Source organism: Microtetraspora glauca (assembly GCF_040656155.1).
Lineage (GTDB): Bacteria > Actinomycetota > Actinomycetes > Streptosporangiales > Streptosporangiaceae > Microtetraspora > Microtetraspora glauca.
Map to the genome: position 1 here is coordinate 113,642 of NZ_JBFALK010000015.1, position 16,109 is coordinate 129,750.

A 16,109-nucleotide genomic window follows, 5' to 3' on the forward strand; every position below is an offset into this window, starting at 1 on the left:
AGGCCGAGTACCGGCTGCGACCGCCGCGAGGCGACTGACCAGAGCGGTGGCGCGCACGCTGACCAGCCTTCTGGTCGGTGAAGCTCAGTCTTGCCCGTCGTCGTTCTCGTCATCGGTGTGCGGGTCACGCAGCTGCCGCAGGCCCGGCTTGATGACCGGGGTCAGGCCTACGTTGCACGCCTCGGACAGCAGCACAACGCACAGGCTGGTGGCGAAGCCCTCCATGCCGGAGCCGGCGCCGGAGATGTGCGTGAACGCCTCCGGCATGCCCGTCAGCTCGGCGACCTCCAGCAGCAGCTCGGGAAAGTCGACCTTCGTAAGCATGCCGTTGACCAGTGACCAGTTGCCTGAACGGCGGCATGAACTTGGGTTCCTCCGCTTTGCCGAGCTTGGCCAGCTTCAGCTTCCCGCCTACCACCTCCAGCGCCGCGTTCCCCGGCAGCCCGGCGGCGACCTGGACGTACGCGGCGTGCAGCGCGGAGGCGAGTTCAGCGAGGTGTCTGGCTGGCTCAGGCATTGGTCGGATCCTGGACGGCCTTCGCCGCTACCGGTGGCGAGGAGTACTGGGGAACACGTACTCGAGAGCCGCCAACCTGGCTCCACGATGTGGCCGGCTAACGAGCCAAATGGTTACCTTCTCGGCTCGTACCGCATCGCCACCGCCCCCGAGGCGAACTCCAGCCGGCTCACGAGCTTCAAGTCGACATACTTCGACAGCCCCCCCCAACAGTGTCGGCCCGTGGCCCGCTAGCCGGGGGTGCACCACGAACTCGTACTCATCGATCAATCCCAGCTCCGCCAACGCCAGCGGGAGCGTCACGCCTGACACGAACAGTCCCTTACCCGACTCCTGCTTGAGCTGCTGAACGGCCTTGCCCAGATCCCCGCGCACGAGCTCCGCGTTCCAATCGACCCGCTCCAGGGCGCTTGACACGACGTATTTCTTTGCCGCATTGATCATCTGGGCGAAGGGTTCCATACAAACAGGTCTCGACCCCGTCGGCGCCGGCGGTCACCACGCTGCCTCCATCATTTCGTATATCACCCGGCCGAAGAGAAGTGCATCGGCCTGGTTGAGGTTCTCGGTGTGGTGACGATGCAGTTCTTCGTCCGGGGGAATTGCACGATGGTCGCAGCACCCGTCCAATGTGACGTTGATGGAATACCGAAGGGGTCGCGTTTCGCTCGCCTCGTCGCGTGTGGTCATGGGCGTGGTCTCATTCCGGCTGGCGGATCCGGTCTGATGAGGAACGAAAACCGCAAGCGGTGCGTCGCCTCGGTTATGGCCAGCAGCATACTGGGTGCCGCCCCGGTTATGCCGGACGCGTATTTGGCCCGGACGCGGTACGTGCGGGTCTGCCGGTATGGCTTCGAGTAAGAGAACCACGCGGCTCACCATCTCCACCAAAAGGTCGGGCGAGCATCAGCCTGCCGTACTCAACGTCGCCGCATAGCCCCCGAAGAACTTACGGGCACGACCATTAAACGCGCCCGAATCCGGCCGCAAGAATGAGCGTCTACCGCACCCAGGAGGAATACGAGCGCCGACACATGGGCGAATGCGTCCGCCTCCCGTGGCGGCGACGGCGGCCCCCCACTCGGGTCCGCGTCACCAGCCGCAAAGTAGCTCTGCGTGACGGCCGTTGAACGATGTGCCAGTGCCGTGATCGCGTCAGCGGCGGACCGATAGCGTTCGTCCGTAGCTGGGAGGGGTCACGTAGGGGGCGGCACATGGCTGAGGTGTGGCAGGCGCTGGCCGCGGTCGTGGGCGGTGTGCTGCTGCTCTGGCTGGTACTTCTCGGCTTCCTGGCGGTGACAGCGTTCGGTCAGGTCCTCGCGGACGGTTCTCCTGGCACGAGCGTGGCCAGGAAGGCCCGGAACAGCTCGCTGATCGCCACGCCTCGGGGGTTGAGCAGCCATTGGAGCTGCAGACCGTCGTTGACCGCGATGATCAAGGGTGCGGCCTGCTCCGGGGTCAGCCCCCCCGGCAACCGGTCGCCGTGTTCCGCACGCAGGTTGTCGGCCAGTTCGTGGCGGGAGCGGTCATAGCGGGCGGTGAAGAACTCGTGGGCGGGGTGATCCTCGGCGACGCTTTCCGCCGACAGCACAGTGTAGGAGTGCACCAGTCCACGCCAGTCGAGGTTGAAATCGACCAGCCGGGCCATCGCCTCGGTCGTCAGCCCCAAGTCGGCGACGATCTCCAGGTTGCGCAGATCCCGGCGTTCCAGCACGCAGACGAGGAGGTCTTCCTTGGTCTGGAAGTGATGGAGCAAGGTCTGCTTGGAGATGCCCACCGCCTCGGCGATGGCGGCGAGCGAACCGGCCCGGTAGCCGCGTTCGGCGAAGACCCGCTCGGCGGCGGCCATGATGTCCTCACGCCGCTCGTCGGCTCGCTTCCGTCGCTTCTGCGGCACCACAACACCTCCAAAGTAACGAAAATATAACGCAATCTACCGCTTGGTCGATACATTGGAGATGCTGTCACAGACACCCGATTCCGTGCCAGATCGCATCGAGGGAGTCTGATGATCGAGCTGTTCCCCCGCCCCCGGCTCCTGACCGTCGCCGGCGCCGGCGCCGCCCTCTCCGCTCCGATCGCCGAGATCCCCGACGCGGGCCTTCCGGATCAGGGCTTCACCATCGACACCAGCGGCCCGGAGATCGTCCTGCGGTACGCCGACGACGCCGCACTCCGCTACGGCCGGGAGACCCTTAAGCAACTGCGCGCCCAAGGCGACGGCGCCTGGCCCGCGGTCCGCATCCAGGACTGGCCCGACTTCCCCGTGCGGGGCTTCCTGCTCGACATCAGCCGCGGCCGGGTCCCCACCATGGAGAGCTTCAGCCACCTTCTGGGCGTCCTACGCCTGGCCCGCTTCAACCAGCTCCAGCTCTACACCGAGCACACCTTCGCCTACACCGGCCACCAGGACGTCTGGCGTGACGCCTCGCCCATGACCGCCGCCGAGATCCGCACCCTCGACGCGTTGTGCGGCAACGCCGGCATCGAGCTGGTGCCCAACCAGTGCACCCACGCCCACCTGGATGCCTGGCTCTCCCACGACGCCTACCGCTACCTCGCCGAATGCCCGGACGGCTGCTCCATCGCCGGCACTTCCTTACCTGCTGGGACCCTCAAGGCCGATGAGGAGAGCGCCGCCTTCGTTCACAGCCTGCTGGCCGAGTTGCTCCCCAACTTCACCAGCCGTCAGATCCACATCAACTGCGACGAGCCCTTCGAACTCGGCAGAGGTGCCGGCGCCGCCCAAGTCGCCGAACTCGGCACCGGCGAGGTCTACGTCCAACACTTGCGACGCCTGATGGAACCCCTGCTCGCCCAGGGCTACTGCGTGCAGTTCTGGGCGGATTTCATCAGCCATCACCCTGAACTCGCCCGCAGCCTCCCGCCTGGCTGCACAGCCGTTGCCTGGACCTATGAGTCCCCCCGGCCCGAGGGCGAGCGCATCCAGATCCCGCCGGACTTCCAGCGGCTCGTCGACGAGCTCGACCTCAACATCGCCTTCGACGGCTTCGCCGAGGCCCTGCGAGACCTACCGGACAGCGGCCTGCCGTTCCTCGTCGCGCCAGGCACCAGCACCTGGAACTCACTCGTCGGCCGGATCGACAACGCGATCGGCAACATCACCGACGCTGTTCGCACCGGCCTGGCGAGCGGTGCTGAGGGCCTCCTACTGTCGGAATGGGGCGACAACGGCCACCTGCAGGCGTTCTGCACCTCCTATCCACCCATCGTGTACGGCGGAGCAGCCGGTTGGTGCCTCGCCGCCAACGCGGATCTCGATCTGCCTGCCGTACTCGATCGGTATGTCTTTCACGACCACGCCCGAGTACTCGGCGGCGTGCTCGACACCGTCGGGCGAGTATGGGACCGCACCGGCCAGCGCTCGTTCAACAGCAGCCCCCTTCAGGCAGCGCTGATCCCTGAGCAGCGGCATCTGATCACACACGACCCCGACACCGGCCTCGTCGAGGCGGTCATCGCGACGTTGGAGCGGGCGCTGGCAGACCTGACCCGAGCCCGGCCGGACTCGCCCGACGGCTCGCTGGCGGTCCGCGAACTCGCCGCGGCCATCGGCCTGGCCCGGCACGGAGCTTGGCGGCTGGGCCGTGCCGCCGGTTTGGTGACCCCCGGCGACGCCGAGATGCGCGCGGACCTCGCCACGTGGATCGCCAAATATCGGGAATGCTGGCTCGCGCGCAACCGGCCAGGCGGGATGGAACGCGGATTCGGGCCACTGACCTCGACCCTGAACTCCTACGCGCAGTGACAACCGGGCCGGGCCCCGACGGCATCGACACTTCCTGAATTTCTGATCTTGAGGTTAGCCCGGTCAGGTCAACATTCGACTGATGACTCTTGGGAGGTGGTCAGGGTGCGAGAGTGCGTTACCGCTTCGGCTGCGCTGAGGCGTTGTGCAGGGTCAGGATTGATCACGTGACCACACAGCCGGGGCGTCCGCGTCTGTTACGTGAGCTGAACGATCGTGCTGCGCTGCAGCTACTGGGTTCGTCGGGAGCGCTGACCCGGGCGCAGGTGAGCGAGATGACCGGGCTGTCGAAGGTGACGGCCAGCCACGTCTTGTCTCGGTTGGAGGAGCGCGGCCTGGTCATCGAGGCCGGCGCGCAAGGGGGCGGACGCGGGCCTAACGCGGTCCTGTACGAGCTCAACCCATCGTGCGGCCATGTGATCGCGATCGAGGTCTACCAGGACACGACGACCGCCGTTCTCGCCGACATCACGGGCAGGCCGCTGGCGCAGACGACGGTCGCGACCGATGTCAGCGCGGATCCGGCCGCAGCGACGCACACGATCGTGCAACACCTGGCTCGGACCGCGAAGATCGATGTGGCGCAGGTGCAGGCGTGCGTCATCGCCCTGCCCGGCGTCATCGATCCGGCGACAAGCCGCATTCACTTCTGCTACGACATGCCCGCCTGGCACGGGGATGTGATCGAAGTCCTCCGCCGCACGTTGCGGTTGCCCGTCACGATCGACAACGACGTCAATCTCGCCGCGATAGCCGAACGCATGCTCGGATCCGCGAGCACGGCGCGCAGCTTCGTGCTCATGTGGATCGGACGCGGCCCTGGATCGGCCGTCATGGTAGGCGATCAGCTGTTACGCGGGGCAGCCGGTGCGGCAGGCGAACTCGGCTGGATGCCCGTCCCCGGCGCGGCCGTCAGCGACGGCGGCTTCGATCGCAGCCGTCATGAGGTAGGGGCAGCCTTCCAGTCCCTGGTCGGCTGGCGGGCGGTGCAAGAACTCGCCGACAGCCACCACGTCGCGGCCGAGAATGCCGCGCAAAGCGTGGCGGCCGCCGCAGGCAGCGCGCGGGGAGCGGCCTTCCTTGACGAATTGGCTCGGCGGGTCGCTTTGGGGGTCGCCTCCATCTGCGCCGTTCTCGACCCTGAACTCGTCGTGCTGGGCAGCGATGTCGGCTCCGCTGGAGGCGACGAACTCGCCGGCCGTGTTCAAAGGGCCGTCGCGGGCATGTGCCTGGCCCGGCCACGGGTGCAGGCAAGCACGATCGTGGACGGACCCGTCGTGCGCGGTGCTCGGCTGGTCGCAGTCCAACAGGCACGTGAACGGGTCTTCTTTTAGAGGTCAGTTCACGCTGGGCTGCCCTCCCGACAGCAGTCCGCATAGACGAACCCGCTCTGGCACCGAATGGATCTGGTCATGGCCTTCGCAGAAATGGTTAGCCGGATCTTCTCCGAGAAGATCTCTACCCGGATCAAGGTCCGGCCGGAGTTCGAGACCGCCCTGAAGCTGTGCACCGACATCAAGGGCGCCGCCCCGGACCAGGCGGTGATCCTGGTCGTGCACGAGATGAAGAGGCTGGCGCGCAACGCCGCCGAGCTAATGACGCTGGCCGCGACCCTGCAGGAAGCGGGCATCCAGCTGGAGCTGCTGACCGGGCCGCTGGTCGGCGTCTATGACCCCCAAAGGGATGGGCTCGATACTGTTCGCCATCTTGGCCGTCGGCGCCCAGCTGGATCGCAACTACATCCGCGAGAAGACCCTGGAGGGCCACCAGGCGGCTGCGGCCAAGGGCAATAGCTCCCGCGCGCTCCACACAGCGGCCGGCCGAGGGTCTTCGATGAGGACATGCTCACCTTCGCCCTGGCGCTACGCGACAAGGGCGTGCCGGTGCCCGACATCGCCAAGAAGCTGACCATCAAGACAGGGATCAACACGGGCAAGAACCCCTCCCTGGCCTCGGTCTATCGCGCCCTGGCTGAAGCCGATGCCCTGATCACCCGCCCCAGCCCGATGCCCACCGGAGGAGTGGGTGCCTGAGAAGGCGGTGAAGACAGCTTCGGCCGGTAACGCAGTCATAGGGGCCGCCGTGGTTGCGCAGCGGTTCAGGCGGGCTGGCCGGCCGCCAGCTCTGGCTTCGGGCCCGGCCCGAGGTCAGGGCCGAGGTCTGGGCTCTCCAGGTCTGGGCCGAGGTCGAGCCGTTTGCTCATGTCGAGCTCGAACTTGCCGTACAGGTTCAGATGGGTCCAGAACAGGGCTGATAGGCCGCGCCGGTCGGCGTCGGTGAGCTTCTTGCTCCACTTCGGTTCGGCCAAGACGATCTGCACCATGCGGGTGTTCAAGTAGACGATCGCGGCCTGGACCAGGTGGAGCGCCAGCGCGGACACTTCGACGCTCTCGCGGTCGTCGCCGGTGAGGTCGCCGGCCTTGCCGTAGAAGATGTCCTTGTTGGCGGAGTTCCAGTTCTCCACCACGTTCAGGCCCTCGTGGATCTCGCGGCGCAGCTCTTCGGCGGCGAGATAGTCGCAGATGAACACGGTGCGGATCACCCGTCCGAGTTCCTCGATCGCCCGGTAGGTGGAGTGCTTGGGGCCGCCGCGGGTGAAGCGGCGCAGCATCTGGTGGGCCTCGGCGGTGTGCAGCCGCAGCGCGGTCGCGTACTTGATCATCTGGTCGTACTGGTTGGCGATCAGCTCCCAGTCGATCGTCTTGCCCGACAGGACGCTCTCCAGTTGCGGCCAGGCCTCCGCTTCGGTCAGGCCCGGCCGGTACAACCGAGCCGAGCCGACGTTCTTGAGCCGGGGCAGCAGCTTGAAGTCCAAAAGGTGCGAGAAGGCGAAACCCACGATCGAGGCGCCATGGGTATCGGTGTACTGCCGGTCGATCTCCGCGCTGGTCAGATGGCGCAGCAGGCCCTCGATCATCGAGGCGACCTCGGAGTCGGTGGTGGAGCGCACCTGGGAGTAGATGCACACGTTCTTACGCTCGACGTGCCAATACACCATGATCCCGGCGCCGCCGTAGCGCTGGTGCCACTCGGTCATGAAGTTGGCCGACCAGGAGCCGAACTTGCGCGAGTCCGACGCGCACGCCGTACCGGGCCCCCACAACGTGGAGTCGCGCACCTCCAACGTCTTGTTGACCACGGCACGGATCGCGGCGCGCAGGTTGTCGCGGTTGACGAACAACCGCCGGACACGACGCAACGCCACCTCGGTGTCGGCCTCCATCCCGGCCATCACCGCGGTGCCGTCGGCGACCCGCTTGATGCCCATGTTGGTGCCCAGCCCGAACGTGCACAGCAGCAGCCGGCGGCGCAAAACCTCAGGGTCGGTGACGGTGCGCGTGCCACCGAGGTGAACTCGGAGGTGAACTTCGTGGCGTGGTCGACGTTCTTGATCAGGTCCAGCAGGTCGATCACGCCCCAGCGGCGGGCGATCTCGGCCTTGAGCGCCTCCAGGTTCTCCGGCTCGACCTGCTTGCCCAGGGACGGGACGTTGATCCACGGTTCCCCTTGGCGCTTGGTGATGCCCACCCCGCCGGTGGTGCTCTTCTTCAACCCCTTGTTCAGCCGATCCAGCGCCGCGACGTGCCGCCTCTGCAGGTCGGCGATGAAGTCGGCCGGATCACGGGGCTTGGACAGCGCCTCGTAGTGCACGTCCCGGTTGTCCTCGAAATCGGGCGGCAGGTCATGGTCGGGGTTGCGCCAGATGTTGGCGCCCTCCACCCAGATCTCCCGGCGCCGGATCGCCTTGCGCAGCGCCACCAGCACGCACAGCTCATACGGGATGCGCTCGATGAGGCCGGTGTCGGGGTCGAGGATCGCATCACGCCAGTCCTCGGGCACCACGTGCTCCACCGGCACCGCCTCGGCGGCGGCGTAGAACTCGGCATCGGAATCGGCGTAGCGCTCCAGCAACTCCAGCGCGTCCATCACCGGCTTGAAGACCTCGTTGCTGGAGCGGAACCGCACCGCCCGCAGCAGCTTGGGCAGGCCGCGCCGGTAGTGGTGGGAGTAGGAGCCGCGCAACTTGGTCCGCACCCGGGTGTTGAACACCTTCTCGTTCGCCTTGGCCTCGGCGATGATGTCCTCCAGGGTGCCCTGACCCACCACCGGATACAGCGCCTTGCGGACGATCTCCTCCGGCAGCTCCAGCGCCGCGGTGGCCAGCTTCACCAAGATGTTGTTCTTGCCATGGACCCGCCGGAACTCGGCGTTGAGCTCGCCCTCGACCTTCTTCTCCGCCCGCACGCTGATCTTGTGCACGAGGTGGATCAGCAGCTCGACCAGGCGTCGGTGATCTCAGCCTGCCGCACATGGCACAACGCGGCCAGCAACGTGACGCGCACCGGCACCTCGGCCGCCTTGAAGTCGGAGGGGTACATCTTCATCGCCCGCGCCCGCCACCCGGCCACCACCTTCTCGGAGACCTCCGCAAACAAGGTGGCCGGCAGGCCGATCGCCTCGACCCGGCCCAGCTTCACGATCTCGGCCAGCAGCGTGTCCAGCTGGAAGGAACCGGGGTCCTCATTCAGCTCTTGCAAGAACGCACGCCGCCCTCCCTCGTGGGCAGCGGCGGCCTGGCTCTGTCCCTCCGGCTCAGCAGCGGCCTGCGCTGAGGCCGAGTCATCAGAGGTTGCAGCGGGCGGCGGAGGAGGCGCGGTGATGAGCTCCTCCAGCTTGCCCACCGCATCGAACGACAACCGGTTCAGGGTCCTGTGGGTGAAGTTCCGCTCGAACAGCGTCTCGGCCGCACCCAGGACGCGTTCGATCCGGGTCGTCTTCGGCGGCTCGATCCGGTCCTCTCGACAGCGCGTCAGCAGCGCCCCGCGCAGCCGATCCCGCGACATCTCCACCGGGCAGATCTTGGTGGCCGGCCAGTCGGCGAGCTTGTCCTCATCGCCCACCGTCGGCTCCCGGAAGTCGTGAAACTTCCTGATCTGCGCCCGGTGGTACTCGATCGTGCGCCCCGACCAGGCATAGGAGGAGAACAAGGCCACCTCCACCTTGACCTGCTCGGCTAGTAGACAAAACCTGACCGCATCGTCCAATGATCGTCATACAGAGTTACTTTGCGGCTGGTGACGCGGACCCGAGTGGGGGGCCACGGCGTCGGGGATCCGGCACCAGCGCGGGGACGAACCCCAGCTCCGCGGCCGCCTCGGTCGTCGTGGTCATGACACCTCCTCGCCCGGGCCTGGTTGACGATGGTTCGCTGCACGAACTAATCTCGTTCGCATTCCGAACAATTCGATATACGAACTAAAGGGGTGCCATGACCACGAGCACTCGACCGAATGGCGAGCCCGCCGCCCCACAGGCGGACGGCGCGCCGCGGGACTCGGGCGCTGACGCCACCAGGACCCTGATCGCGCTGGTCACAGCCGTGTTCGCTTACGCCCTCATGCAGACCGTGGTGGTGCCCGCCCTGCGACTGCTGGAGCGCGAACTGGACACCACCCCGGCGTGGTCCACCTGGATTCTCAGCGCCTTCCTCCTGTCCAGCGCCGTCCTGACGCCGCTTCTCGGCCGCGTCGGCGACCTGTACGGCAAACGGCGGGTGCTGATCGCCGTGCTCGGCGTGTACGGGGTCGGAATGATCGGTGCGGCCGTCGCCCAGAACATCGGCCAGCTCATCGCCGCCCGCGTGGTCCAGGGGGCCGCCCTGTCGGTGGTGCCGCTGTCGATGGCGATCCTGCGCGAGGCGATGCCCCGCCGGCGGCTGCCGTTCGCGATGGGACTGGTCTCCGGCATCGTCGGAGCGGGGGCAGGGGCGGGCCTGGTGATCGGCGGCTTGCTGGCCGACCACCTGCCCTGGCGGTACCTGTTCGTACTGGGTGCGCTGCTCGCCGCGATCAGTCTGCTGATGGCGCTGCGATGGGTGCCGGAGAGCCGCCACACCGCGGCCGGCCGGCTCGACCTGCCCGGCGCGGCGCTGCTCGGCTTCAGCCTGGTCGCGATTCTGCTCGCGCTCACCCAGGGGCCGTCCTGGGGCTGGACCTCGGCCCGGGTGCTCGGTCTCTTCGCGCTCGGGGCGCTGCTGTTCGCCGCGCTCCTGGCGGTGGAGCGCGGCAGGTCCGGCGCGCTCATCGACGTCGGAGAGCTGCGGGACCGGCCGATGCTGGTGACACATGCCGCCGCCGCCTTCTTCGGCGCCGGGTCCTACTTCTTCTACCTGGCGATGCCGCTGTTCGCCCAGCAGGTGCCGGGGCCGGGCGGTGTCGGTTTCGCGACCTCCGTCACCGTCGCGGGGCTGCTGATGTTGCCCGGCATGCTGGCCATCATCCCGGCGAGCATGGCCGTCGGCCGGATCGCGACGGCGCTCGGCCCGCGCTGGCCGCTCGCGGGCGGGTTCCTGCTGCTCACCGTCGGTTCGGTACTGCTCGCTCTGTCCCATGCCGACGAGTGGGAACATCTGGTGTTCTACGCGATCGTCGGGGCGGGATCCGGACTCGTCATGGGCACGCTGCCCAAGCTGATCGCCGACCTGGTGCCGCTCGACAGGACCGGCACCGCCAACGGGATCAACAACATCGCGCGCACTGTCGGCAGCGTCGTCGGCAGCCAGCTCGCCGCCGCGGTCATCGCCTCCAGCATCTCCTCCAGAGCCGCCGGAGTGCCGGACTCCGCCTTCACCACCTTGTTCTGGCTGGGCGCGGCCGCCGCCGTCCTCGGGGCCGCCCTGTCACCGCTCGCCGTACGGCACGCGGCCGCCGCTGCATCGTCGGCGCGACCCGCCGAACGGGAACTCCACCCGTAGCCCGTCCCTTCAGAGGAACGGCCCCGGACCTGCGCGGTCCGAGGCCGTGGCGTGTCGATCGTCAGAGCCGGTCAGGATGATCGGGTTCCTCGTCCTGCCGCCGGCCGGGATTCTGCTCTCATGCCGGCTGGAGAGTCCACGACTGCTTGCCGTGGAGGTCAGGGCTGTCTCCCAGCAGGACGGCGGGGCGTTTCGGACCGAAGTCGGTCACGTAGCCGAGCCCCCGCGCGATGGTGACCCGGCCACCGCCGGCATCGCCGACGATCCAGGTGTGCCAGGGACCCGGCTCGCAGGGCAGCGTGGCGACCATCGGAGGATAGATCCGCTCCAGGGCGGTGCTCATGCAGGTGCCGGTGGTCGCGTGCCGGATCATGACGCTGTCGCCGTCGCCGGTGGGCACGAGGATCCACCTGGTGTCGCACGCGCCGGGCAGAACCTTCGAGTTGAATTCGCCTTCTCCGCGCAGGCACGCCCCCTCCGAGTTGACGATCTGGTACGTCCCCGGCCGGACTGGGACGGACGGAGCCGCCGACGCGGGGACGGCGAGGGCGACGGAGATGGCCGCCGCCAGCACGGCAGAGGCGGAGGCGAGACGGATACGCACGAGGAACCCCTTCCTTGTGGCTACTTTGCGTCACCGATTATTACGTAACGCATCCAAAAAGGTCCGGAAAACGAACCGACTGATTACGTGGCGTAGCCGTTTCGAATGCGCTCGCTGGCCGGACTCCCGGCCTGGAAGGATGACCGCCCATGACGGCGATCATGCGGCGATATGCGGATGTGGGCGATCTACGCGCGATGCAGAGGGTGACACAGCGCGTGTGGTCGGTGGACAGCCCTCATCACGTCGGCGACCTGGCCTGGGGCCGCCTGATGTACACGCTCGACCAGGCGGACTGGCCCATCGCCCTGTGGGAGGCCGACGGTCGCGTGGTCGCCTGGGGGTGGGCGCACCTGCCCGACGATCTCCGGCTGCAGGTGGATCCGGCGTTCCCGGAGCTGGTCGAGGAGATCCTGGCCTGGTTCGACGAGACGGCCGCCGGCGGACCGCGCGAGATCAACGTGCTCGACGCTCAGACGGAGTTGCGTGACGCGCTCGTCCGCCATGGATACCGACCGAGGGACGACGCGCCCTACTTCCGCTACCACTCCCGGTCGCTCACCGACCTGCCCGCACCCGCGCTGCCGGACGGCTTCACCGCTCGTGCCGTACGCGGTGATCAGGACGTGGACCGGCGCGTCGCCGTCCACCAGGCCGCGTGGAGTTCGACCGGCGTAACGACCGAGTCCTATCGGGCGATCATGGACGCGTGGCCGTACCGGCCGGAGCTGGACTGGATCGTCGAGGCTCCCGACGGTCGCTTCGCCGCGAACTGCCTGATCTGGTATGACGACGCCCACCGCGTCGGGCTCATCGAGCCCGTCGGCACCGACCCCGCCCACCGCCGCCGCGGGCTCTCCCGGGCGGTGTGCCTGGCCGCCCTCCACGCGCTCCGTCGCGCCGGCGCCACCAGCGCGATCGTCTGCCCGCGCGGTGACGCGGGCTATCCCGTTCCCCAAGCGCTCTACCGCGGCCTGGGATTTCACCCCTACGCGCGTACGCACACCTACGTCAAACTGGGGCGGACCGAGTGAAGCACCCCTCCCACTCCTTCATGCGACGATGCGGACATGACCCATGCCACCGGCTCGCACGTGGTGAAGGGCCTTCAGGAGAGAGCGGCTCGGGCGCTGCCCGCGGAGCACGTCGAGCACGCGGTTGCTTGTAACGATGACGTCCGGCATAGCCGCCCGCGGAGCGGCTCCGCCCCCGCCGCTGCTGTGGCCGCCGAGCAGTCCGCCGCCCGGGTGGTGGGAGAAGCGGCCGTCATGGGCGCGGGGGTGCAGGTCCTCGTTCCAGGCGCGTCCGAGCGGGCCGAGGGCCTTGAACTGGACGCCGCCCGGCCGGGCAACCCGTGACCACCTGAAGAAGCACACCCGCGGGGGTCGTGCGGCCGGCAAGCGCACGGCCCCCGCAACAACCTCGGCTACTTCTTGCGGGTCGCCCCGCCCGTGAACCACTGCACCAGCAGGACCGCCGCATGCACGGCCGCCTCGGAGCGGCGCTAGACCTTGCGGGCGACGCCGCACCAGGAGTTGAGCTTGCGCTTCGGGCCGTCGACTTCCCCATCGGGGCTCCACCGGCCGAGGTCGATGACGCCGGGCCCGACGAGCTCCAGGCCGTCGAAGAACCGGGCCGCCTCGTCCTTCGTGCGGTAGGTGAGAGGCACCCTCAGCTGGCTGTTCAGCCCGAACATGCGCTCCCCGAGTTCGGGGTCGATGTCGTCACTGGTGACGTGGGCGAGGATCACGTAGCTGCCGGGGCAGAGCTGATCCACGTATCCGGCGACCACGCCGTACGGGTCGTCGCTGTCGTCGATGAAGTGGACGAGGGCGACGAGGAGAACGGCGATGGGCTTGGTGAAATCGAGCATGCGCGCGGTTTCAGGGTGCCGGAGCACCGCCGGGTAGTCACGCGCGTCGGCCTCGATGTAGACGGTCTGCGGGTCACCCTGGATAAGGGCCTGGGCGTGCGGGAGCACGGAGGGGTCGTTGTCGACGTACACGGTGCGGGAGCCGGGCGCGACGGACTGCGCGGCCTCGTGGACATTCTTCTGCGTGGGCAGCCCAGAGCCGATGTCGAGGAACTGGCGGATGGCCACAGCTCGTGTAAGACCAGGTCCGTACCGGACAGTGCCCGGCCGCCCAGGGCTCGGTCGGTAGTGGCGTTGGCGTTGAGGTAACGGGCCAGCACGGCAAGCCAGCGGTGCACCCGTTCGGCGTCCGCTCCGCCCGGGGCGGGCCCACGGCGACAGCGGCCGGGATGAGCAGGCCCAGCAGATGATCGCGTACCTCCTCCGGGTTGGTCCCGACCGTGGCCAGCTCAGCGGGGTCACGGACGAACGCCCCCGCAGGGTCGCGTTGGTCGTAGACGATGGTGGCCAGAGTGAGCCGCCAGGGAGTGGACAGGCCTTGGGCCAGCGGCCCGCGCGGAGCGCGCTCAATCGCGGTCAGCACCGGCTCCCACCGGGCGAGATCGACAGTTCGAGGGCCAGGAACTGCCGGGCCTGCCGGCCGTCGACCGGCGCGATCTCCACCCGGGCGGCGTCGTGCGCCCACACCCGCAGCTCCTCCAGCGCCTCGTACTGAGCGGTGCGGCAGGTAAGGATGACCGCGGCCTTAGCGCGTTGGTGCTGGTAGGCGTTGACCGCGAGCAGCGCACGTCCCGCGCGGGAGTCGTAGCCGGGCCGCTCGCCGGTGTCCATCTCGTCCAGCCCGTCGATGACCGGGACCACCAGGCGGTCATCGACAAGGGCGCGGGCCCTCGCTTCGCTGATCTGGTAGACCTGCCGCAGGTGGCGGCGCAGCCACTTCTCGACCGCCTCAGCAGTGGACAGCTCGGTGTCCAGGGAGGCCGCGGAGATACGCACCGGCACCGCATCGCCGGAGCCACGCGCCTCGATCAGGCCCAGGATCAGCTCAACCACAAGGACGGTCTTGCCGGCACCAGGCGCCCCGGTGATCACCATGCGGCGGGGAGACAGCTGATGGTAGTAGTTCACCACCTTGCGCAGGCGGCTGTGCCGACCGGCGCCAGCGGCCGGGCGGGCGAGAGAGGGCCGGAAGTCGAAGGCCACGTCGATGGTCCGGTCGTGGCCGCCCAACAGTTGGCGGCGCGCATCTGTCTCTCGCTTGGCCACGACACGGGCCAGTTGGTCAGCGGCCTCGGCCGGGGACAGCCGCGACGCGCGGGCGGCCGGATACAGCGATGCGAGCGCGACCACCAGCGATACCAATCCGATGATGGCGCTGACCGGGTCGACGTCACCGAGTTCCAGTTGGGGGAGCACGCGGATGCCGACCACCACGAACCCTGCGAATGCCACCAGGGCGAGCGTTCCCCATGCCCAGGCCGCTCTGCGCCTGCCGCCGTTCATGACCCAGATGATGACCGATCGGGCGCATCGCTCACAGATGGAGGAAACGGTCCGGAGCCGACCTGTGACCTTCTCCGAGTGGATCGTCACGGCGGCCCGGCTCGTGCAAGGGCCAGGGGCCTACGTCGCTGGCGAGAATCGTGCCCCTAAGAGATCTCGCGACCTTGAATGGGGGTTCCTTGCTTGTGCAGGCTGAGCGTTTGGTCGAGGATCCTGTCGCGGATGCCGCCTTTACGTCGGGAGCGGGATGCCGTGGGCGCGGAGTACTTCCCGGATGGCCTCTTCGGTGAGCCCGGTGTCGAGGGCGATGGTGGTGAAGGGCTGGCCGGCGGCCTCAGCGGCGCTCATCCGGCCCTGGACGCGGTCGTAGCCGAGCCGGTCGGTGTCAGTGGAGAGCTGGCCGTGCCAGTCGTACGCGTCGTTCGTGCGGATGATTCGGCGGCCGACGCCGAGGTGTCCCCACGGGATCGTGAGCGACTTCGCGTTGACGCGGTACACCTCCCACCACGTGCCGTGGTGGAGGACGAAGTCGCCCTTGGTGAAGTCGGCGGCGGTCCAGATCTTCACCCCGGCGGCTTCGGCTTCGGCGATGATGCCCCGCCAATAGGTGATCTTGCCGGAGAGGCGGGTGGTGACCCGCGTGGGGCGCCTCGGCGATGCGCTGGTCGTACCCGACTGACAGGGCCTCCGGCCCCCACCTGGCCGACGTTTGGCCCCGGGCGTCACCCGGAGCCGTACGCCGCCTGGCCGTGGCCATACGGGAACAGGGCCCTGGTCGGCGCGGTGTGCGCCGTCATGTCGGCCGGGTCCGATCCGCGGCGATGACCAGCACGCCCCCGAGGACCGCCAGGCTCAGATTCGCGTAGAGCTCGTAACCGGCCAGGAAGTCGATGCGCGGGAGGACAACGCGGTTGAAGTAGTTGAGGAAGGAGCCGAACACGGGTTGCACGGCCAGGTGGTCGATGGTTCCGCTGATGCCGGACACGACCAGGTAGAGACCGGCGAGCTGGAGGGCGTGGCGCATGCCGCAACGCTAAGAGGGCGCCGTACGGACGCGGATCGGTCAAGGGGATCTCTCGCCGCCGACCG

The 16,109-nt window shown here is 68.1% G+C and carries 20 protein-coding genes; 8 read left to right on the top strand and 12 right to left on the bottom strand.

All coding sequences use genetic code 11. The features are described from left to right. Window positions 1-84: 84 nt before the first annotated feature. The 4 genes from AB0I59_RS26310 to AB0I59_RS26325 form a co-directional block, all read right to left on the bottom strand. A complete protein-coding gene (locus tag AB0I59_RS26310; RefSeq protein WP_061254473.1) occupies window positions 85-324 on the bottom strand; it encodes a Tn3 family transposase in 240 nt (79 codons plus the stop codon). 220 nt (window positions 325-544) lie between these two features. Further along, window positions 545-979 carry a dihydrofolate reductase family protein gene (locus AB0I59_RS26315; protein ID WP_358136977.1) on the bottom strand — a complete coding sequence of 145 codons (435 nt, stop codon included), beginning with the start codon at window positions 977-979 and terminating at the stop codon, window positions 545-547. A gap of 33 nt (window positions 980-1,012) precedes the next feature. Then, window positions 1,013-1,207, bottom strand: a complete 195-nt coding sequence (locus tag AB0I59_RS26320) for a dihydrofolate reductase family protein (RefSeq protein ID WP_358136979.1) — start codon at window positions 1,205-1,207, stop codon at window positions 1,013-1,015. Between the two features lie 619 nt (window positions 1,208-1,826). Next, a complete protein-coding gene (locus AB0I59_RS26325) occupies window positions 1,827-2,414 on the bottom strand; it encodes a TetR/AcrR family transcriptional regulator (protein ID WP_358136982.1) in 588 nt (195 codons plus the stop codon). A 111-nt stretch (window positions 2,415-2,525) separates the two neighbouring features. Between AB0I59_RS26325 and AB0I59_RS26330 the strand changes: the two genes are divergently transcribed. The 5 genes from AB0I59_RS26330 (at window position 2,526) to AB0I59_RS26350 (ending at window position 6,319) form a co-directional block, all read left to right on the top strand. After that, window positions 2,526-4,286, top strand: a complete 1,761-nt coding sequence (locus tag AB0I59_RS26330) for a glycoside hydrolase family 20 protein (RefSeq protein ID WP_061254477.1) — start codon at window positions 2,526-2,528, stop codon at window positions 4,284-4,286. 167 nt (window positions 4,287-4,453) lie between these two features. After that, window positions 4,454-5,620, top strand: a complete 1,167-nt coding sequence (locus tag AB0I59_RS26335) for an ROK family transcriptional regulator (protein ID WP_061254479.1) — start codon at window positions 4,454-4,456, stop codon at window positions 5,618-5,620. Window positions 5,621-5,698: 78 nt separating this feature from the next. Further along, a complete protein-coding gene (locus AB0I59_RS26340; RefSeq protein WP_358136985.1) occupies window positions 5,699-6,079 on the top strand; it encodes a recombinase family protein in 381 nt (126 codons plus the stop codon). After that, window positions 5,970-6,194, top strand: coding sequence for a recombinase family protein (locus tag AB0I59_RS26345; protein WP_358136988.1), 225 nt, complete (start codon window positions 5,970-5,972; stop codon window positions 6,192-6,194). The genes AB0I59_RS26340 and AB0I59_RS26345 overlap by 110 nt, the downstream gene beginning before the upstream one ends. Then, entirely contained in the window at window positions 6,128-6,319 is a 192-nt protein-coding gene (locus AB0I59_RS26350; protein ID WP_358137250.1) for a hypothetical protein, read from the top strand. The genes AB0I59_RS26345 and AB0I59_RS26350 overlap by 67 nt, the downstream gene beginning before the upstream one ends. Window positions 6,320-6,384: 65 nt before the next feature. Here AB0I59_RS26350 and AB0I59_RS26355 read toward each other — a convergent pair whose 3' ends face one another. From AB0I59_RS26355 to AB0I59_RS26365, 3 genes are read right to left on the bottom strand one after another with little or no spacing between them, the layout of a single operon-like run. Then, window positions 6,385-7,599: a Tn3 family transposase gene (locus tag AB0I59_RS26355; protein WP_061254480.1), complete on the bottom strand. Its 1,215-nt coding sequence runs from the start codon at window positions 7,597-7,599 to the stop codon at window positions 6,385-6,387. Further along, on the bottom strand, window positions 7,518-8,546 hold the full coding sequence (locus tag AB0I59_RS26360) for a Tn3 family transposase (protein ID WP_061254482.1): 1,029 nt from the start codon (window positions 8,544-8,546) through the stop codon (window positions 7,518-7,520). Before AB0I59_RS26360 ends, AB0I59_RS26355 begins: the two co-directional genes overlap by 82 nt. A gap of 8 nt (window positions 8,547-8,554) precedes the next feature. Further along, a complete protein-coding gene (locus AB0I59_RS26365) occupies window positions 8,555-9,331 on the bottom strand; it encodes a DUF4158 domain-containing protein (RefSeq protein ID WP_061254483.1) in 777 nt (258 codons plus the stop codon). Between the two features lie 224 nt (window positions 9,332-9,555). Here AB0I59_RS26365 and AB0I59_RS26370 point away from each other — a divergent pair, with 224 nt between their 5' ends. After that, complete coding sequence (locus tag AB0I59_RS26370) at window positions 9,556-11,040, top strand: MFS transporter (protein ID WP_061254485.1); 1,485 nt, start codon at window positions 9,556-9,558, stop codon at window positions 11,038-11,040. Window positions 11,041-11,158: 118 nt separating this feature from the next. Here the strand turns inward: AB0I59_RS26370 and AB0I59_RS26375 are convergent, their stop codons facing one another. After that, the gene (locus AB0I59_RS26375; protein WP_061254487.1) at window positions 11,159-11,644 is read right to left on the bottom strand and encodes a ricin-type beta-trefoil lectin domain protein; all 486 of its coding nucleotides are present in this window, start codon (window positions 11,642-11,644) and stop codon (window positions 11,159-11,161) included. A 149-nt stretch (window positions 11,645-11,793) separates the two neighbouring features. Between AB0I59_RS26375 and AB0I59_RS26380 the strand changes: the two genes are divergently transcribed. Together AB0I59_RS26380 and AB0I59_RS26385 are read left to right on the top strand one after the other, a co-directional pair. Continuing rightward, entirely contained in the window at window positions 11,794-12,678 is an 885-nt protein-coding gene (locus AB0I59_RS26380; protein ID WP_082776714.1) for a GNAT family N-acetyltransferase, read from the top strand. A gap of 36 nt (window positions 12,679-12,714) precedes the next feature. Further along, complete coding sequence (locus AB0I59_RS26385; RefSeq protein ID WP_061254489.1) at window positions 12,715-13,002, top strand: hypothetical protein; 288 nt, start codon at window positions 12,715-12,717, stop codon at window positions 13,000-13,002. Between the two features lie 146 nt (window positions 13,003-13,148). Here the strand turns inward: AB0I59_RS26385 and AB0I59_RS26390 are convergent, their stop codons facing one another. The 4 genes from AB0I59_RS26390 to AB0I59_RS26405 form a co-directional block, all read right to left on the bottom strand. Next, complete coding sequence (locus AB0I59_RS26390; protein ID WP_358136994.1) at window positions 13,149-13,745, bottom strand: SAM-dependent methyltransferase; 597 nt, start codon at window positions 13,743-13,745, stop codon at window positions 13,149-13,151. A 348-nt stretch (window positions 13,746-14,093) separates the two neighbouring features. Next, on the bottom strand, window positions 14,094-15,020 hold the full coding sequence (locus AB0I59_RS26395) for an NACHT domain-containing protein (RefSeq protein WP_358136997.1): 927 nt from the start codon (window positions 15,018-15,020) through the stop codon (window positions 14,094-14,096). Window positions 15,021-15,251: 231 nt separating this feature from the next. After that, window positions 15,252-15,587, bottom strand: coding sequence for a hypothetical protein (locus AB0I59_RS26400; protein WP_061254494.1), 336 nt, complete (start codon window positions 15,585-15,587; stop codon window positions 15,252-15,254). A 226-nt stretch (window positions 15,588-15,813) separates the two neighbouring features. Beyond that, the gene (locus AB0I59_RS26405; protein ID WP_061254496.1) at window positions 15,814-16,044 is read right to left on the bottom strand and encodes a hypothetical protein; all 231 of its coding nucleotides are present in this window, start codon (window positions 16,042-16,044) and stop codon (window positions 15,814-15,816) included. Between the last annotated feature and the right edge of the window lie 65 nt (window positions 16,045-16,109).

Bases quoted from the DNA above. Each gene is read 5' to 3' on its own strand.
- AB0I59_RS26310 (WP_061254473.1), bottom strand. From the start codon at position 324: ATGCTTACGAAGGTCGACTTTCCCGAGCTGCTGCTGGAGGTCGCCGAG.
- AB0I59_RS26315 (WP_358136977.1), bottom strand. From the start codon at position 979: ATGGAACCCTTCGCCCAGATGATCAATGCGGCAAAGAAATACGTCGTG.
- AB0I59_RS26320 (WP_358136979.1), bottom strand. From the start codon at position 1,207: ATGACCACACGCGACGAGGCGAGCGAAACGCGACCCCTTCGGTATTCC.
- AB0I59_RS26330 (WP_061254477.1), top strand. From the start codon at position 2,526: ATGATCGAGCTGTTCCCCCGCCCCCGGCTCCTGACCGTCGCCGGCGCC.
- AB0I59_RS26340 (WP_358136985.1), top strand. From the start codon at position 5,699: ATGGCCTTCGCAGAAATGGTTAGCCGGATCTTCTCCGAGAAGATCTCT.
- AB0I59_RS26345 (WP_358136988.1), top strand. From the start codon at position 5,970: ATGGGCTCGATACTGTTCGCCATCTTGGCCGTCGGCGCCCAGCTGGAT.
- AB0I59_RS26350 (WP_358137250.1), top strand. From the start codon at position 6,128: ATGCTCACCTTCGCCCTGGCGCTACGCGACAAGGGCGTGCCGGTGCCC.
- AB0I59_RS26370 (WP_061254485.1), top strand. From the start codon at position 9,556: ATGACCACGAGCACTCGACCGAATGGCGAGCCCGCCGCCCCACAGGCG.
- AB0I59_RS26380 (WP_082776714.1), top strand. From the start codon at position 11,794: ATGACGGCGATCATGCGGCGATATGCGGATGTGGGCGATCTACGCGCG.
- AB0I59_RS26385 (WP_061254489.1), top strand. From the start codon at position 12,715: ATGACCCATGCCACCGGCTCGCACGTGGTGAAGGGCCTTCAGGAGAGA.
- AB0I59_RS26395 (WP_358136997.1), bottom strand. From the start codon at position 15,020: ATGAACGGCGGCAGGCGCAGAGCGGCCTGGGCATGGGGAACGCTCGCC.
- AB0I59_RS26405 (WP_061254496.1), bottom strand. From the start codon at position 16,044: ATGCGCCACGCCCTCCAGCTCGCCGGTCTCTACCTGGTCGTGTCCGGC.